This is a genomic window from Microbacterium resistens NBRC 103078 (assembly GCF_001552355.1).
GTDB classification, from domain to species: domain Bacteria; phylum Actinomycetota; class Actinomycetes; order Actinomycetales; family Microbacteriaceae; genus Microbacterium; species Microbacterium resistens.
This window is the reverse complement of sequence record NZ_BCRA01000012.1, coordinates 1-14,967: the sequence shown is the minus strand read 5'-3', so window position 1 is coordinate 14,967 and position 14,967 is coordinate 1. Positions and strand designations below refer to the sequence as shown.

The following is a 14,967-nucleotide window of genomic DNA, read 5'->3' as shown; positions in this document are numbered from 1 at the left end:
TCATGCCGAAACGGGGGCAGCTTCGGGTGTTGCTCGGCGCTGCCCCCGGCGTCGGCAAGACCTTCACCATGCTGGAAGAAGGGCGACGCCTCCTCGGGAACGGGAAAGATGTCGTCGTCGGGATCGTGGAAACCCACGGCCGCGCCGCGACGGCGGCGATGACCGCGGGAATCCCAGCCGTCCCGCGCACACGCATCGAACATCGCGGGGTCACGCTCGAGGAGATGGACCTGCAGGCGGTGCTGGACCGCCGCCCCGAGATCGCGCTCGTCGACGAGCTCGCGCACACCAACGCGCCCGGCTCGAAGAACGACAAACGCTGGCAAGACGTCGAAGAACTCCTCGTCGCAGGCATCGACGTCATCTCCACCCTCAACATCCAGCACATCGAATCCCTCAACGACGTCGTCGAACAGATCACCGGCGTCCCCCAGCGAGAGACCGTCCCCGACAGCTTCCTCCGCGGCGCGGAACAGATCGAGGTCGTCGACCTCGCACCGCAAGCGCTCCGCGACCGGCTCAGCGGCGGATTCGTGTACCCGGCAGAACGCATCGACGCAGCCCTGTCCAACTACTTCCGCCTCGGGAACCTCACCGCGCTACGCGAACTCGCCCTCATCTGGCTCGCAGACGAAGTCGATCAGGCGCTGAAGGGATACCGCAAAGACCACGGCATCGACAGCACCTGGGAAGCCCGCGAACGCGTCGTCGTCGCCCTCACCGGCGGCCCCGAAGGCGAGACGCTGCTGCGCCGCGGCGCGCGGATCGCGGCCCGCTCCGCCGGCGGCGAGCTCATCGCCGTGCACATCACCAGTCAAGACGGACTCCGCACCGGGAACCCGGCGACCCTTGCCGAGCAGCGTGCGCTCGTCGAAAAACTCAACGGCACCTACCATCAGGTCATCGGGGAAGACATCCCCACCGCGCTGGTGGAGTTCGCCCGCTCGGTCAACGCCACCCAGCTCGTTCTCGGTGCCAGCCGCCGCGGACGCGTCACCGCCGCGTTCACCGGACCCGGGATCGGCGCGACCGTCGTCCGTGAATCCGGCGACATCGACGTGCACATGGTCAACCACGCCGCCGCCGGCAAACGCTTCACCCTGCCCCCACTCACCGGAGCGCTCACCCGCAAACGACGCATCCTCGGCTTCGTCGTCGCACTCCTGGGCGGGCCCGCGCTCACCGGTCTTCTGAGCCTGTTCCGCAGCGAAGACTCGATCACCACCGACGTCCTCAGCTACCAGCTCCTCGTCGTCATCGTCGCGCTCGTCGGCGGCATCTGGCCAGCCCTGTTTGCCGCCGTCCTGTCAGGCATCACGCTCGATTTCCTGTTCATCGAACCGCTGTACACGATCCACATCCACCAGCCGCACCATCTACTGTCCCTGGTCCTGTACGTCCTCATCGCGAGCCTGGTGAGCTTCGTCGTTGACCGGGCCGCCCGCTACACCCGAGCCGCCCGACGCTCCGCCGCCGAATCCGAACTCATCCAGACAATCGCCGGCAGCGTCCTGCGCGGAGACAACGCGATCCAAGCACTCATCGACCGCACCCGCGAAGCCTTCCAACTCCCCGGCGTGCGGCTCATGCGCGGCGAAGACGTCCTCGCCCGGTCCGGGGAACCGCTGCCCGACAACCATCACGCCAGCATCCGGATCACCGACGACACCACCCTGGAACTGCACGGCCCGGACCTTGCCGCGTCCGAGCAACGCCTCCTCGCCGTCGTCACCGCGCAATTCGCCGCGACCCTCGAACACGAGCACCTCGCCCAGACGGCGAAACAGATCGAGCCGATCGCCGCATCCGACCGGGTGCGCGGCGCGCTCCTCTCGGCGCTCAGCCACGATCTGCGTCGCCCGCTCGCGGCCGCCTCCGCGGCGGTCGGTGGGCTCAAAGCGGCAGGACCCGACCTGGCGTCCGCGCAGAAGAGGGAACTGCTCGACACCGCCGAGGAGAGCCTCGGGGCACTCGCAACCCTGGTCACCGACCTCCTCGACGTCAGCAGGCTTCAGGCGGGCGTGCTCACCATCGCGGAGATCCCGACCGATCCCGCCGAGACCATCGCGCCCGCCCTCGACGAACTCCACCTCGGCCCCACCGACGTCACCCTCGCGCTCAATCACGGTGACGCGGTCGCGCACGCCGACCCTGTCCTGCTCCAACGCGTGCTCGTCAACCTCCTCACCAATGCGCACCGCTACAGCCCGGCCGGCACCCCCATCCACGTCAGCACCAGCACCTTCGCAGACCGGCTCGAAATCCGCATCATCGACCGCGGCCCCGGCATCCCGCCTGAGAAACTGGACGACATCTTCCTGCCCTTCCAACGCCTCGGCGACACTGACAACACCACCGGCCTGGGACTCGGCCTCGCCCTATCTCGCGGATTCATCGAAGCCATGCACGGCACCCTCACCCCCGAAGACACCCCCGGTGGCGGACTCACCATGGTCATCTCCCTCCCTACGATCCGCACGAGCCAGGAGCCGTCATGAAAATCCTCATCGCCGACGACGACCCCCAGATCCTTCGCGCCCTGCGCATCACCCTCACCGCTAAGGGGTATGAGATCTTCACCGCAGCTGACGGTGCCCAGGCGATCACAGCGGCCATCGACCATCACCCGGACATCTTCCTCATCGACCTCGGCATGCCCGAACTCGACGGTATCGAAGTCATCCACGGCATCCGCGGCTGGTCCCAGGCGCCTATCCTCGTCGTGTCCGGCCGCGCCGGCGCCGCCGACAAAGTCGAAGCCCTTGATGCGGGCGCCGACGACTACATCACCAAACCCTTTGCTGTCGAAGAACTCCTCGCGCGCATTCGCGCCCTTACACGGCGTGTTCCCCAAGAAGACGCCACGCCCGTGGTGCACCTCGGCAACGTCACCATCGACCTCGCCGCCCACAGCGTTACCCGCGAAACTGCCGACGGGCAGAAACAGATTCGACTCACCCCCACTGAATGGCAGTTCATCGATATCCTCATCCGCAACGCCGGGAAACTCGTCACCCGCCAAACCATCCTCACCACCATCTGGGGCACTGAACACGCCGAAGACACCGGCTACCTCCGCCTCTATGTCTCCCAACTCCGCCGCAAACTAGAAGAAGACCCGAGCAATCCGACATATCTGCTCACCGAACCCGGCATGGGCTATCGGCTCGATGGCATGACCACCTGACGCTCAGCACCCCCGGGCGATGAACATTCTCGACACCATCGGCATCATCGGCGAGATGCTGTCCTGGATCGGTGCAGTCATCGGCATCCCCTTCCTGATCGCAGCGCTAATCATCGCGGCCATCGATGGTCAGCGCACTCCAACGAACGTCACCATCGTCGAGGACCTCGATCAGCAGCGGATCGCGATATGGAGCGTGAAGGAACGCATATGTACGCGCACCCTCACACCCCGCGATGATCTTCGTGACCACGATTCGGCCACCGTCATCGGATACGTTTCCGAACGTCGGCCCGAGAGGCTTCACCTACACAAACGCTCCCACGCGGAGCGTCTCTGCCGCACCCTCGCACTCACTATGCTCAGCACCGCAGCAATCGGATTCCTCGCATCCCTCCTCCCCATGTTCTGGTGACCTTTCCCCCTCAGCACAACCTGCACGCGGTCAGCGCTGCGCGAGGTAGCCGTTAGAGTTCGGGCAACCTTCGTATGGGTACCGTTAGGGGTACTCGGTTCTCGGTCGCCTGTGGCCTTCGATTGTCATCTATGACCAGTGATTTTCGGGGGGAAGAGGTTGCGCCGCCCATTGGCATGCAGGCTGCGTCGGCGTCCGCGTTCTCGCCGTTGCTCGCCCGGACCCAAGTCGCTCACGACCCGATTGATCCAATCGCTTTCGATTGCGTCAAGTTCATTGTTATTCGGGCGGGCCGAGCTCGACTCTTTAGTGAGTTTGGCGCGCACTTTGTCAGCGTCGGTGATGTTGCTGTCCTGGCGGCGAACACTCTGTGTGGCGCCGAACCAGATGGATGGGTAGCGACCACAACGCTCTATCTCGACCGAGACTACGTCATCGATCAAGTGTTCTGGCAGTACGCTTCACAGTTCCAGGAGCGGCCTGACGCGAGCCAGTTTCTTGATACGCACTATGCGGAGCCCACTCAAGTCCTCCGCATCGGTAAACACCGGGCCGGGCTTATGATGCCATGGCTTGACGAACTCGCTGCGTTGAGCGCCGAAGGAGTGCCTCCTGACCGGTTCTATAGGGCGCAATCGCTAGTCTCCGCCGTCTTCGATGTCTTGGTTCCGTTTATTGTGGTCACCAGCGAAGGAACAGGAGTCGCGCGGCGAAACTCGTCGGTTCCCACCGCGCCACGTCATCGCCCCTTCCGCCCTGTACGACCTGAGGTGCTGGTTATTGCACAATCCTTGCGCGAGGAACTGGATCGCCACTGGACCGTGGGCGAGCTCGCCTCAAGAGCGCATCTCTCTGTGTCTCAACTGCGCCGAGTATTCGTCGATGCGTTTGGCAAGTCACCGATCTCGTACTTGACGATGCTGCGTGCCGAACGAATGGCTCACCTCCTGCGCGTGGAGGACGCACCTATCTCGGAGATCGCCGCCAGGGTGGGTTGGAACGATCCTGACTTCGCTGCACGTCAGTTCCGCAGGAGCATCGGTGTGTCCCCGTCCGAGTACCGCAGAATCAGCAGTGTTGCTCCGGCACACTCCAACCCTGAGTGAACGCGCGGATGTCCGGGCGAAACGCTCATGTTTGGTGCGCAGATCCTCGGGTCGCCAGAGAATGATGTAAACCGAGTTTGACCACGTCGGGTTCAGCGATGCACCTGGCGGTCGCTCACAATCTGTCCGTCGTCCGTCTCGATTGCGTTCCCTGAGTCCCTTCGCGCACCTTCTGGTCGCAGAGGTCACCCGCCGTGTGCAGGTGCCTGCGGAAGGAGGTCGACGATGGCAACCACTGAGGAACAGCGGGCGGCGCGGGATGCGAAGCTCGATGCTTTGCATGAACAGCTCACCGACGGGGTGGAGTCGTTGGTGTCAGGTGAGGACTGGAAGCAAGCACTGGAGTTCGCCGCCAGGTTCCGGGCCCGCTCGTTCAACAACACCCTGCTGATCTTCGTGCAGCACCAGAGCGCGTTCGAGGCGGGCAGGGTGCCGGGACCGGTGCCGACGTATGTGGCTGGGTTCAAGCAGTGGCAGGCGCTCGGGCGGAAGGTCGAGAAGGGCCAGTCGGGGTACATGATCCTCGCCCCCGTCACCGGCAGGTTCGCGTCGTTCACTCCGAAGGTGGCGGAATCGTGGCGCAGGCTCGGCCGGTTCGAGAAGCCGAAACCCGGTGAGGCGGTTCGGTCCCGCATGGTCGGCGTTCGGCCCGCGTACGTCTGGGATGTCTCCCAAACCGCCGGCGACCCGATCCTCACACCACCATCGCCGCGACTCCTCGAAGGCGAAGCACCCGACGGGCTCTGGGACGGCATCGCCCGGCTGGTGGAGGCGGAGGGGTTCGCAGTGTTGCGAGTGCCACACGAGGGCATGATCCACGGCGCCAACGGTCTCACCGACTTCAGGGCGAAGACCGTCGCCGTGCGCGAGAACATGCCCGAAGCGGCACAGGTGAAGACCCTCGTTCATGAGCTCGCGCATGTCCTCCTACACGGACCCGACAATCACGATGCGTCCGGTCATCGTGGGATCGGTGAGGTGGAGGCGGACTCTGTCGCGTTGATGGTCGCTGCCGCTCACGGCATGGACACCTCCGATTACACGATTCCGTATGTGTCGGGGTGGGCGGCAACGGTGCCGGAGAAGTCCCCGGTCGAAGTCGTCCAAGCCACCGGCGAACGAGTCCGCAAGACCGCTGCCGCGATTCTCGATCAACTCCCCACCGAGCAGATCAGCAACGGTGACCCTCCCGGCCTCACCCGCGACACCGCCGCGAAGAGGCGACCTGAACCGACGGTTGAAGCTGCCGCTGACCCGTTGACAGAGGAGCCCCGTCGCCCGGTCGCCACTTCGGCGAGGAGCCTGTGATGATTGCCATCGACCTGTTCTCCGAAGTCGGTCGGATGCCGCTTCCGGAGGCCGCAGCACGGTTCGCTGCCCAAGGGGTCCCGGTGTTCCCGTGTGTGCCGGGCGAGAAGCGGCCTCTGGTGCGCCGCGGCTTCCACGACGCCACTGCCAATCCCACCCAGGTTGCAGCGTGGTGGTCGAGGTGGCCGGCGGCGAACATCGGCATCCCCACCGGTGCCGCGTTCGGGGTGGAGGTCGTCGATGTCGACGTGCACGCCACCGGCACCGGATTCTCCGCGTTCCGCGCAGCACATCGCGAAGGCCTCGCGACAGGGTGGGCCGCGCTAGTCCGCACGCCTTCCGGAGGGCTGCACGCCTACTACCCGGCGGACCCCGAGCGGTCGCAGTCGTCGTGGCAGGCGCCGCGTGCCCATGTCGATTTCCGTGGCGACGGCGGCTACATCATCGCCCCACCCTCAAAGGTGCTTCGCCCCGGCGGGGTGCGGGTCCCGTACCGGCTGATCGTCGCCGGCAACACCCCGGCACCGGTGGATGCGGCACGGCTGCGAGACTTCCTCGACTCCCGCACCCCGCTCTCTATCGGCCATGCGCGCGCTGCTCGGTTCGAGCGGCGGGGGTCGGATGCGAAAGTGCTTGCCGGTTGGGTGGCGGGGCGTGGTGAGGGTGAGCGGAACCGTGGCCTGTTCTGGGCCGCGTGTCGTCTCGCCGAGGCCGGCACCCCGCCCGATGCGACGCTCAAAGCGCTCGGGCCTGCGGCAGAGTACGCGGGGTTGGGGTCGCGGGAGATTATGGCGACGATCCGCTCCGCCTACCGCACCACCCACCCCATGCGCCATGCCGATGCGGAGCCGGTGTCGGATCGGCGGCGTCTCGTGCGCGAATCACCGGGGCGGGTGTTGCCATGAGCCCTGCGGAGATGCTGCTGTCGCGGGGACGCCGCTTGGCGGTCGTGACGGCGATCACGGGCACGGTGTTCATCGCCGCGGGGGCGTTCTGGTTGTCGTTCACGGCGCTTGCTGATCTGGCGCGGCGGTCAGGGATTGATTCGGGGCAGGCGTGGGCGTGGCCGTTGATCGTGGACGGCATCATCGTCGTGGCGACCGTCGCCGTCGTCGCGCTCGCCAGCCAGCACCGCCCCACCTGGTACCCGTGGACGCTCCTTGCTGCGGGCGCGGTGGTGTCGGTGACGGCGAATGCGATCCACGCGATCCTCGCCGCCGACACCGACGTACCGGCGGTTCTTGCAGCGTCGGTCGCGGCGATCCCGCCGCTGGTGCTGCTGGCGATCACGCACCTCACTGTCATTCTCACCCGCCCCGCCACGACGGCTACCGATGCACGTGAGAATCCGTCGGCTCTGGCGCTGGGTGAGCGCACTGAGGCAGAGGCCCGTAGAGCCGTGTCGGTTCTGGCAGACGCACCGACGCCAACGTCGCCGGTCGAGGTGCTGCCGGTGAGTGCGCGGCGGGCGGAAGCGACCCGGCTCCGGGAGGCGGAGGGGTGGTCGAACAAGCAGATCGCCCGGCACCTGGGCGTGCACCCGTCGACCGTGGGCCGCTGGTTCGGCAGTGAAACGAAGGAGGAGAGATCGTGAACGATGACGTAGCAGCCGACCGTGCCGAGAGACAGGAGACGCAACCCGGGTCGGTGGAGGGTGCGGAGGCGGAGAGGTCGGCGTTCGCCGTGCACCGCGACCCCTCGCTCACCACCAGCACTGGTCCTGGTTCGCGGGTGGGGCGTGGGATTGCGTGGGTGAGGCCGACTGACCTGATCGCGTCGAGCAGCCCCCGGATCGCTGGCCGCGGCATCAACTTCCAGACCGAACTCGCACACCGTGCCCGCCGTGCGCCAGGCCACGCCTACCGAGCAACCCGTAACGGTGTTCGCGACATCCGGGATCGCCGCGCTGAGCGTGCGTCTGCGGGGCCTGCGGTGTTCGAGTCGTTCGATGTGTTCGAGCCTCAGGATCGGCCGCGCTCATCGTCGTGGGTGCGTCCGTCCGGGATCGGGCTGGGGTGAACCGCCATGCGCAGAAGACGGTGGCGCGACGGGGGCGGTGGGGAGCCGGCGCGCACCTGCCTGTCAGGAGGTGCCACCATGCCACAACACCACACCCCAAGCCCCGGTCGCCGCGGGCAGGGTTTCGAGAACTCAGAACGACTCCGCGAACTCCTCACCCGCCTCAACACTGAGGGGCACGACGCCTGGCGGACGGACACGGAAGCGGCCGCGCTCATGCAGCACGCCGCCCAGAAATACGCCGCCCTCGCGCGCAAGCACGGGCTGGACCCGTGGGAGGCAGCAACAGCGGCATTCGAGGCGATGCGCACCGCCGCCGTCCGCCGAGCCGATGACCCATGGGCGGTCATCACCCGCGCCGTGCAGATCACCTGCATCGCAGAGAACCGTGCGAACGGGCTGCTGTGCTCGGTGCATCAGGCACGCCGCCCGAGATATTCGAGTTTCCATGACGCCGAACGCTTCTCCGACCGCGAGAACCCGCTCACCGACTACCACCCCGCGTTCCGCGCCGACCCCTTCACCGACGACGACGCCACCGATACCGGTAGCGAGATCGAATCATCGGGATCGACCGGGGTGGAATCGGCGGTGGAGGACACGATCGCGCTGTTGTGCTGGCACGGGTGGGAACCAGAACTCGCTCGCGCAAGCATCGAGTGCATCTGCGCCCGCCTGGCAGAATCCGTCTCCCGCGCCGGGGCATATGAGTCGCTGCGTCGGGATCGTCACGCCCGCGCGCTCCTGGACATCCCAGCACCGTCTTGGTATCGGCTGCTGCGGATCATCCTCGGTTCTCCCGACGCGCACCTGGCCGGAACGAATGCGGGCCGCGGGGTGCTGTTGCGCCTCCTGATCGGTGAAGCCTTCTGGCATCTCATGGATGACACCGAACTGGGGGCCACGATCAAAGTCGCCGCCCCTGGCATCATGCGAGGCCGGCCATGAGCGAGCCGGGGCATATCGAGCTGGAGCGGGCCGTCGATTCGATCTGGTCAGGACGCCGCCACCGGGAAGACTTTGGCGACCTCGACCCGCTGGTGGAGTCGATCGCGCGCGAGGGACTGTTGCAGCCGATCACGATCACTCCGGACGGGATGCTGATCTGCGGCGCCCGCCGCCTTGCCGCGATCCGCAAGCTCGGCTGGAAGACCGTGAACGTGTGGGTGCGCTCAGGCATCTCCACCACCCTTGGGCAGCTCCTCGCTGAACAGGACGACAACCTGCTCCACAAGCCCCTCACCCGCACCGAAGAAGCCACCCTCTACGCCGAGCTGAAAGCCCTCATGGCCGAGGACGCGGCAGGCCGACAGGAAGCGTCACGGTTCACCTCGAACCAAGAAAACCCCAGGTCACACGGTGCCGCCACCGTGGCGGCACCACAGAAAGGCGAAACCCGCCAGCAAGCCGCACTCATGGTCACCGGACGCAACGCCTACACCTCGCTGGAACGCATCAACGAGTTGCAGCAGATCGCCACCGATCCCTCCCAGACTGACAATGTCCGAGAACGGGCATCCCAGGAGCTTGACCGAATCGACGCGGGCGGGTCGATCACAGGGGCACAACAGCGCATCCGCGCCGCACAATGCCTGGCCGAACTCGACACCCTCGCCACCGACCCAGCACAGCCGGCAGGCATCCGCGATACCGCCGCGTCCGGCGCAGCACGCCTGCGGGAACTCGAACACACCGCCAGGCCCGCGGACCTGCAACGCCTGGCAGAGATCGCGGTCGAGCGCGCGAAGACCGCGACGAAAAAGCGCCCCAACCAGCTCGCATCCGCACGCCTCCACGCCGTCGAGGAACCAGCACGGGAGTTCCTGCCAGTGCGGTCGTTCGTCTACCTCTGGGACGAACTCTCCACCTGGACGGAACGCTACGACCCCGAAGCCATCGGCCTCGCCCTCTCGCACGAGCAGTGGGTCATGTTCGAGCAGGCCGTCGCCGCGACAGTCACGTTCTTGGATGTCGCCCGCGCCGCACGGGACGCGCGCCGGCACACCGCCTGACCCACCGAGTCGGTTCCGGCGCCTGAACGCCCGAGCGCACCTGTCTGGTGATCCGCACACTGCCGGGAAGGACACCAGGATGGACCCCACCGCTCGCCGCCGCCGCACCATGCTCATCGCCACCATCGCAGGCGCCATCATCCTGCTCATCCTCGTCGGCGTTGGCGTCTACGGACTCATCCGTGGACCCCAGACCACCGAACTCGCAGACGCAGTCGCAACGGACAGCCCAGCAGCGACGCACCCCGCCGACACACCTGCGGGTCCGGAGCCGGTAGTCACTGTTGGCGGGCCAGAGGAGTTTGCGGCCGCGGTCGCGGAGGCGCTGTTCACCTGGGATACCACCAGCGGATACGGACCCGCGGACTATGCGCAGATGCTCGCCGATGTCACCGCCGACGAGGAAGCCGACGCCGCAGCCACCGACATCCGCGCCTACCTGCCCACCACAGAAGCGTGGGCGCAGTTGCGTATGCATCAGACGAGGCAGTGGCTGACCATCGACACGATCGAGATCCCGACCGTGTGGGAGGACGCAGTTGCGCAGGCGGCGCCGGGGCAGATTCCCGACGGTGCGATCGCGTACACGATCACCGGCACCCGCCACCGCACCGGCTACTGGGGCACCGACCCTGTCACCACCACGCACGACGTGGCATTCACCGTGTTCCTCACCTGCACCCCCGAACGAAACCCCGCACCAGCCCCTGCCGATCCGATCACCGAGACCTGCACGCTCTTGCGACTGTCGCAACTCGACAACCCGCTGCGGTGACCCGTCATGCTCAAGAAACTCCTCGCCTCTCTTGCCATCGCCGCGGTGTGCTTCGGCCCCGCGACCGTGCTGCTCTCCGTCGCTGTCCTCGCCAACCCCGCCATCGCCGCCTGCGCACCCGGGTCGTTGATCGTGGGGCCGATCCCGGACTCGCTTACCGCGACCACGAAGAACGGCGAGACGGTGACGCTGAACCGGCAGCAGCTCACTCATGCCGCGAGGATCATCACGGTCGGTGGGCAGACCGACGGGGTGGGGCGTCCGGGTGTGGTGATCGCGTTGATGGCGGCGCTCACGGAGTCGCATCTGCGGATGCTCGCCAACACCGGCACCTACCCCGAATCCGCGAACTACCCCAACGACGGCGACGCCTCCGACCACGACTCCCTCGGCCTGTTCCAGATGCGCCCGCAAGCCGGATGGGGCACCGTGCCTGAGCTCATGGACCCGAACTACCAAGCCAGGGCGTTTTACGGCGGACCCACCGGCCCCAACTACCCCTCACCGCGCGGGCTCCTCGACATTCCGGGGTGGCAGCAGCTCGACCCCGGCGAGGCTGCACAGGCGGTCGAGGTGTCGGCGTACCCGGACCGGTATCAGAACTATCAGCCGGTCGCCGAAGCGATCCTCACCGCCCTCACCACACCCGCACCGTCAAGCGGAGGCGGTGGTGGTGAGGTGGTGATCCCGGAGACCACGCGGGTGGTGTTCCCGTTGCCGGAGGGCACCTGGGTGCGCACCAGCCCGTTCGGGTGGCGCACCGACCCGATCACCTTCGAGACCGCGTTCCACTCCGGCAGCGACTTCGGCGCCGCCGACGGCACCCCGATCTTCGCCGTCGCTGACGGGATCGTCACCCACGCCGGATACACCGGCAACTGGGGTGGGCTGATCATCATCGAGCACACCGTCGGCGGGGAACGTATCGCGTCCTATTACGCGCATATGTGGGAGCACGGCATCCACGTCACCGAAGGCATGACCATCACCGCAGGCCAGCACATCGGCGATGTCGGATCGTCCGGGAAGTCCACCGGCCCCCACCTGCACCTCGAAATCCGGCCCGGCGGCCAGGGTCAGCCCGCGATCGACGCCGACCAATGGCTCACCGACCACGACGCCGAAGGCATCACCGGCGGCAACACCTCACGAGCATCCTGCACCCTGAATGGTGGTGGGCGCTGATGGGCGTGTTCCCCGACTTCGGCGGCGTCGGCGCCGCAGACGACCTCCGCACCGTCATCGGCGCACTGTTGATGTTCGTGCTGATCATCGCGGTGCTCATGCTGATCGTCTCCGCGATCATCTGGGCCATCGCCTCCTCAACCGGCAACCCACACACCGCCACCAAAGCCCGCCTCGGCGCCTGGGTCGCCCTCGGCGCAGCAGCCCTCGCCGGCGCCGGCGTCGCCTGGATCAACTTCCTCCTCAGCGTCGGCGAAGGCCTGTAGGCGCCACTCTTCCTCGCCGGCTGATTCCGACGTTCACGATCAAGGCGAAAGCAGAGACCGTGAAGGCTGAGCAGCAACGGACCTGATCACTTCCGAACTTCTTTCAAGCAGAGCGGCCATTGTTCGATATCTCGCAACGAATCCGTCGGCATCAACAGTCGGGTTCGCGCTCTTCCAGCTTGCCATCGCTTCGTTGAAGTCACGCCGAATCGGCTTCGATACTCCCGGCAAGTAGCTCTCAGCCAAACGCTCTTCGAGTTGGTTCCACAACTCGATGTATCGGTGTTCAAGATCGCCGGCTTTCTTCGCAAGTCCGTCCGGGTCGTCGTAGACCCCGAAGTACATCATCCGACGGCGACTGTGAGGGATTGACTCGATCTTGGCTTGCGCTTGTTCCATCTCGTCTCTCGCCTGCGCCAAAGTCTCGATCTCTCGGTCGAGAAGTTGAGGGACTGGGGGCAGTGCAATCTCGTGAAGAGGAAGAGCAGTGCGCTGAACGGCAGCGATGACGTTTGGTCGCACGGCGAGCGAAAGGACGCCTGTTCCTTCGTGGACATTGAGGTATCGGACAGCCTCGAGGTCATCTCGGTCGAGCTCAGCGATTGTGAGCTGGGCTGCGTCATCGTGGTTCTCGTCTCGATAGCCCGAGTTGATTCGTCCGGGAAGGAGTCGGATCGCGACGCGGTAGAGGTAGAACTGCGCCCCGCCATCGTGCTCATCGTGCATACGCCGGAGCATGTTCTCGATTGCTGTCTCGTAGGTGCCAAGATGTAGCGCCTTCGTTGTATGAAACGAGACATAGTGATCCCGGTTCATCGGGTGATGGACTGCCTGTTCCATGTCCTCAACGAAGCGGCGGGCATAGTCCGTCGAAGGCCAGTCTGGCTCGGAGCTGGTGTGGTACCAGGCGAAGCGGGCAACAGCGTCGTCATCGAGCGCAGGATCGTTCCGATCGCGGAGAGCGGCGACGGCGATTCCAAAGTGGATGCTGGCTCCGCAGTGCGAGCACTTCATGTGCGCGCCATCTGCTTCGGCGAAATAGTCATCCGCGGGGAGAACCGAGACTTCACCGCAGGCACAGTTCATCGCATAGCCGTAGTTGAAGCCGTCGCTCCGCTCGGTGAGTGGTGTCCTGTCGGGATTCTCCATCCAACACAGCGTATCGAGGGGCCTGTGGTGCACCTGGCTGGCAAGTCCGCCTCCTTGGGGGCGGTGTGAGCTGAAGGAGCACCCTGTGATTGATATTGATCCGAACGGTACTGGGCTTCCCGGTATCGAGCAGTTGCGCATCATCGTCGGCGCGGTCATGACCGTCGGCCTGATCCTCTCCGTCCTCGCCCTGATCGTTTCCGCGATCGTGTGGGGCTTCGGCGCGAACTCCTCGAACCCGCACCTCGCGTCGCGCGGGAAGGTCGGGGTGCTCGTGTCCTGTGGGGCGGCGATCATCTGCGGGGCGTCGGTGACGCTCATCAACTTCTTCTGGGGCGTCGGCCAAGCCGTCTAGCCCCATCGTTCGCTCGGGAAGGAGGATGCGATGAGTGTGTGTGATGTGCCGGTGATCTCGGCCGTGTGCGACACCGTCGGCCAAGGGGCCGCGACTCTGATCGCGGCCCCGTTCGACTGGCTCGCCCAAGCCATGGGCGGAGCGGCTGCCTGGTTGTTCGAGGCGGTGTGGGCGGTGTTCGACACCACCACCCTCGTCGACGTGTCAGACCCCGGCTATGTCGGGGTGTACAACATCCTGTTCGGGGTGGCAGTGTTCGTGGTGCTGATCTTCTTCTGTCTGCAACTGATCACCGGCCTCATCCACCGCGACCCCACCGCCCTCACCCGCGCCGCCCTGGGAGCCGCGAAAAGCATCCTCGGCTCGTTCGTCGCGATCGGCCTCACCGGACTCCTCTTAGAGATCACCGATCAGCTCGCGGTCGGGATCGTGCAGGCGACGGGGAACACGATGGAATCCATCGGCGACCGCATCACCCTCCTCGCCGCAGGGTTCGCGGGGATCAACATCGCTGCTCCCGGGGTGGGGGCGATCGTCACGATCTTCCTCGCCGGGCTCGCGATCAGTGCGGCGGCGATCGTGTGGTTCTCGCTCCTGATCCGCAAAGCACTCCTGCTGGTCGCGATCGTGTTCGCCCCCATTTCCCTGGCCGGGTTCTCCTGGGATGCGACAAAGGGATGGTTCGGGAAGTGGGCGACGTTCGTGATCGCCCTGATCCTCTCCAAACTCGTCCTCGTGGTGATCTTCCTCGTCGCCATCACCCAAGTCTCCGCCCCCATTGAACTTGATCTCGCGTCGATCAGTGACCCCATCGCCGGAGTCGTGCTGATGTTCATCGCCGCGTTCGCCCCGTACATGACGTATAAGTTCGTGACGTTCATCGGGTTCGATATGTACCACTCGATGAGCGCGGAGCAAGAAGCGAAGTCCGCCCTCAACCGCCCCGTGCCCGTCCCGTCCGTGCCCAAGGCTGACGGGGCAAAGAAGGTGCTCGACGGAGCCGACGACACCACCTCACGTGCCGGCGCGGCACCGCAAGGTGGTGCGCCACAAGCATCGACCGCCGCCCCTGCCGCCGGAGGCGGAGCCGCCGCGTCGAGTGGGAGCGCCGGAGCGTCTGCTGGCGGCGCAGGTGGTGGAGCCGGTGCGGCGGGTGCTGGGGCTGGTGCGGGGGCCGCGGCGGCGGGGCC

The 14,967-nt window shown here is 66.0% G+C and carries 15 protein-coding genes; 14 read left to right on the top strand and 1 reads right to left on the bottom strand.

What is annotated here, in order from left to right:
- The first annotated feature begins 2 nt into the window (after positions 1 to 2).
- The 12 genes from MR1_RS02410 to MR1_RS02360 all read left to right on the top strand — a co-directional run bounded on the left by MR1_RS02410 (position 3) and on the right by MR1_RS02360 (position 12,273).
- The gene (locus tag MR1_RS02410; protein ID WP_067243071.1) at positions 3 to 2,498 is read left to right on the top strand and encodes an ATP-binding protein; all 2,496 of its coding nucleotides are present in this window, start codon (positions 3 to 5) and stop codon (positions 2,496 to 2,498) included.
- On the top strand, positions 2,495 to 3,187 hold the full coding sequence (locus tag MR1_RS02405; protein ID WP_067243069.1) for a response regulator: 693 nt from the start codon (positions 2,495 to 2,497) through the stop codon (positions 3,185 to 3,187). Before MR1_RS02410 ends, MR1_RS02405 begins: the two co-directional genes overlap by 4 nt.
- A 19-nt stretch (positions 3,188 to 3,206) precedes the next feature.
- Positions 3,207 to 3,602 carry a hypothetical protein gene (locus tag MR1_RS02400; protein WP_067243067.1) on the top strand — a complete coding sequence of 132 codons (396 nt, stop codon included), beginning with the start codon at positions 3,207 to 3,209 and terminating at the stop codon, positions 3,600 to 3,602.
- A gap of 131 nt (positions 3,603 to 3,733) precedes the next feature.
- Positions 3,734 to 4,708 (top strand): helix-turn-helix domain-containing protein, encoded by a 975-nt coding sequence (locus MR1_RS19215; protein WP_255218070.1) that lies wholly within the window; start codon positions 3,734 to 3,736, stop codon positions 4,706 to 4,708.
- Between the two features lie 225 nt (positions 4,709 to 4,933).
- Entirely contained in the window at positions 4,934 to 6,016 is a 1,083-nt protein-coding gene (locus MR1_RS02395) for an ArdC-like ssDNA-binding domain-containing protein (RefSeq protein ID WP_067243065.1), read from the top strand.
- Positions 6,016 to 6,921 carry a bifunctional DNA primase/polymerase gene (locus tag MR1_RS02390; protein WP_067243062.1) on the top strand — a complete coding sequence of 302 codons (906 nt, stop codon included), beginning with the start codon at positions 6,016 to 6,018 and terminating at the stop codon, positions 6,919 to 6,921. Before MR1_RS02395 ends, MR1_RS02390 begins: the two co-directional genes overlap by 1 nt.
- Positions 6,918 to 7,610: a DUF2637 domain-containing protein gene (locus MR1_RS02385; protein WP_255218069.1), complete on the top strand. Its 693-nt coding sequence runs from the start codon at positions 6,918 to 6,920 to the stop codon at positions 7,608 to 7,610. Before MR1_RS02390 ends, MR1_RS02385 begins: the two co-directional genes overlap by 4 nt.
- 503 nt (positions 7,611 to 8,113) lie before the next feature.
- Positions 8,114 to 8,983 carry a hypothetical protein gene (locus MR1_RS02380; protein ID WP_067243061.1) on the top strand — a complete coding sequence of 290 codons (870 nt, stop codon included), beginning with the start codon at positions 8,114 to 8,116 and terminating at the stop codon, positions 8,981 to 8,983.
- Positions 8,980 to 10,047 (top strand): ParB N-terminal domain-containing protein, encoded by a 1,068-nt coding sequence (locus tag MR1_RS02375; RefSeq protein ID WP_067243059.1) that lies wholly within the window; start codon positions 8,980 to 8,982, stop codon positions 10,045 to 10,047. Before MR1_RS02380 ends, MR1_RS02375 begins: the two co-directional genes overlap by 4 nt.
- A gap of 79 nt (positions 10,048 to 10,126) precedes the next feature.
- Positions 10,127 to 10,822 (top strand): hypothetical protein, encoded by a 696-nt coding sequence (locus MR1_RS02370; RefSeq protein ID WP_084344305.1) that lies wholly within the window; start codon positions 10,127 to 10,129, stop codon positions 10,820 to 10,822.
- 6 nt (positions 10,823 to 10,828) lie between these two features.
- Positions 10,829 to 12,007, top strand: coding sequence for a M23 family metallopeptidase (locus MR1_RS02365; RefSeq protein WP_067243057.1), 1,179 nt, complete (start codon positions 10,829 to 10,831; stop codon positions 12,005 to 12,007).
- Positions 12,007 to 12,273 carry a DUF6112 family protein gene (locus MR1_RS02360; RefSeq protein WP_067243054.1) on the top strand — a complete coding sequence of 89 codons (267 nt, stop codon included), beginning with the start codon at positions 12,007 to 12,009 and terminating at the stop codon, positions 12,271 to 12,273. The genes MR1_RS02365 and MR1_RS02360 overlap by 1 nt, the downstream gene beginning before the upstream one ends.
- A gap of 39 nt (positions 12,274 to 12,312) precedes the next feature.
- Here the strand turns inward: MR1_RS02360 and MR1_RS19615 are convergent, their stop codons facing one another.
- Positions 12,313 to 13,422 (bottom strand): hypothetical protein, encoded by a 1,110-nt coding sequence (locus MR1_RS19615; protein ID WP_157517865.1) that lies wholly within the window; start codon positions 13,420 to 13,422, stop codon positions 12,313 to 12,315.
- 85 nt (positions 13,423 to 13,507) lie between these two features.
- Here MR1_RS19615 and MR1_RS02350 point away from each other — a divergent pair, with 85 nt between their 5' ends.
- Together MR1_RS02350 and MR1_RS02345 are read left to right on the top strand one after the other, a co-directional pair.
- The gene (locus tag MR1_RS02350) at positions 13,508 to 13,777 is read left to right on the top strand and encodes a DUF6112 family protein (protein ID WP_024355940.1); all 270 of its coding nucleotides are present in this window, start codon (positions 13,508 to 13,510) and stop codon (positions 13,775 to 13,777) included.
- A gap of 30 nt (positions 13,778 to 13,807) precedes the next feature.
- Positions 13,808 to 14,967 (top strand): conjugal transfer protein TrbL (locus tag MR1_RS02345; RefSeq protein WP_067243050.1); only part of this gene is annotated, 1,160 nt, incomplete at its 3' end.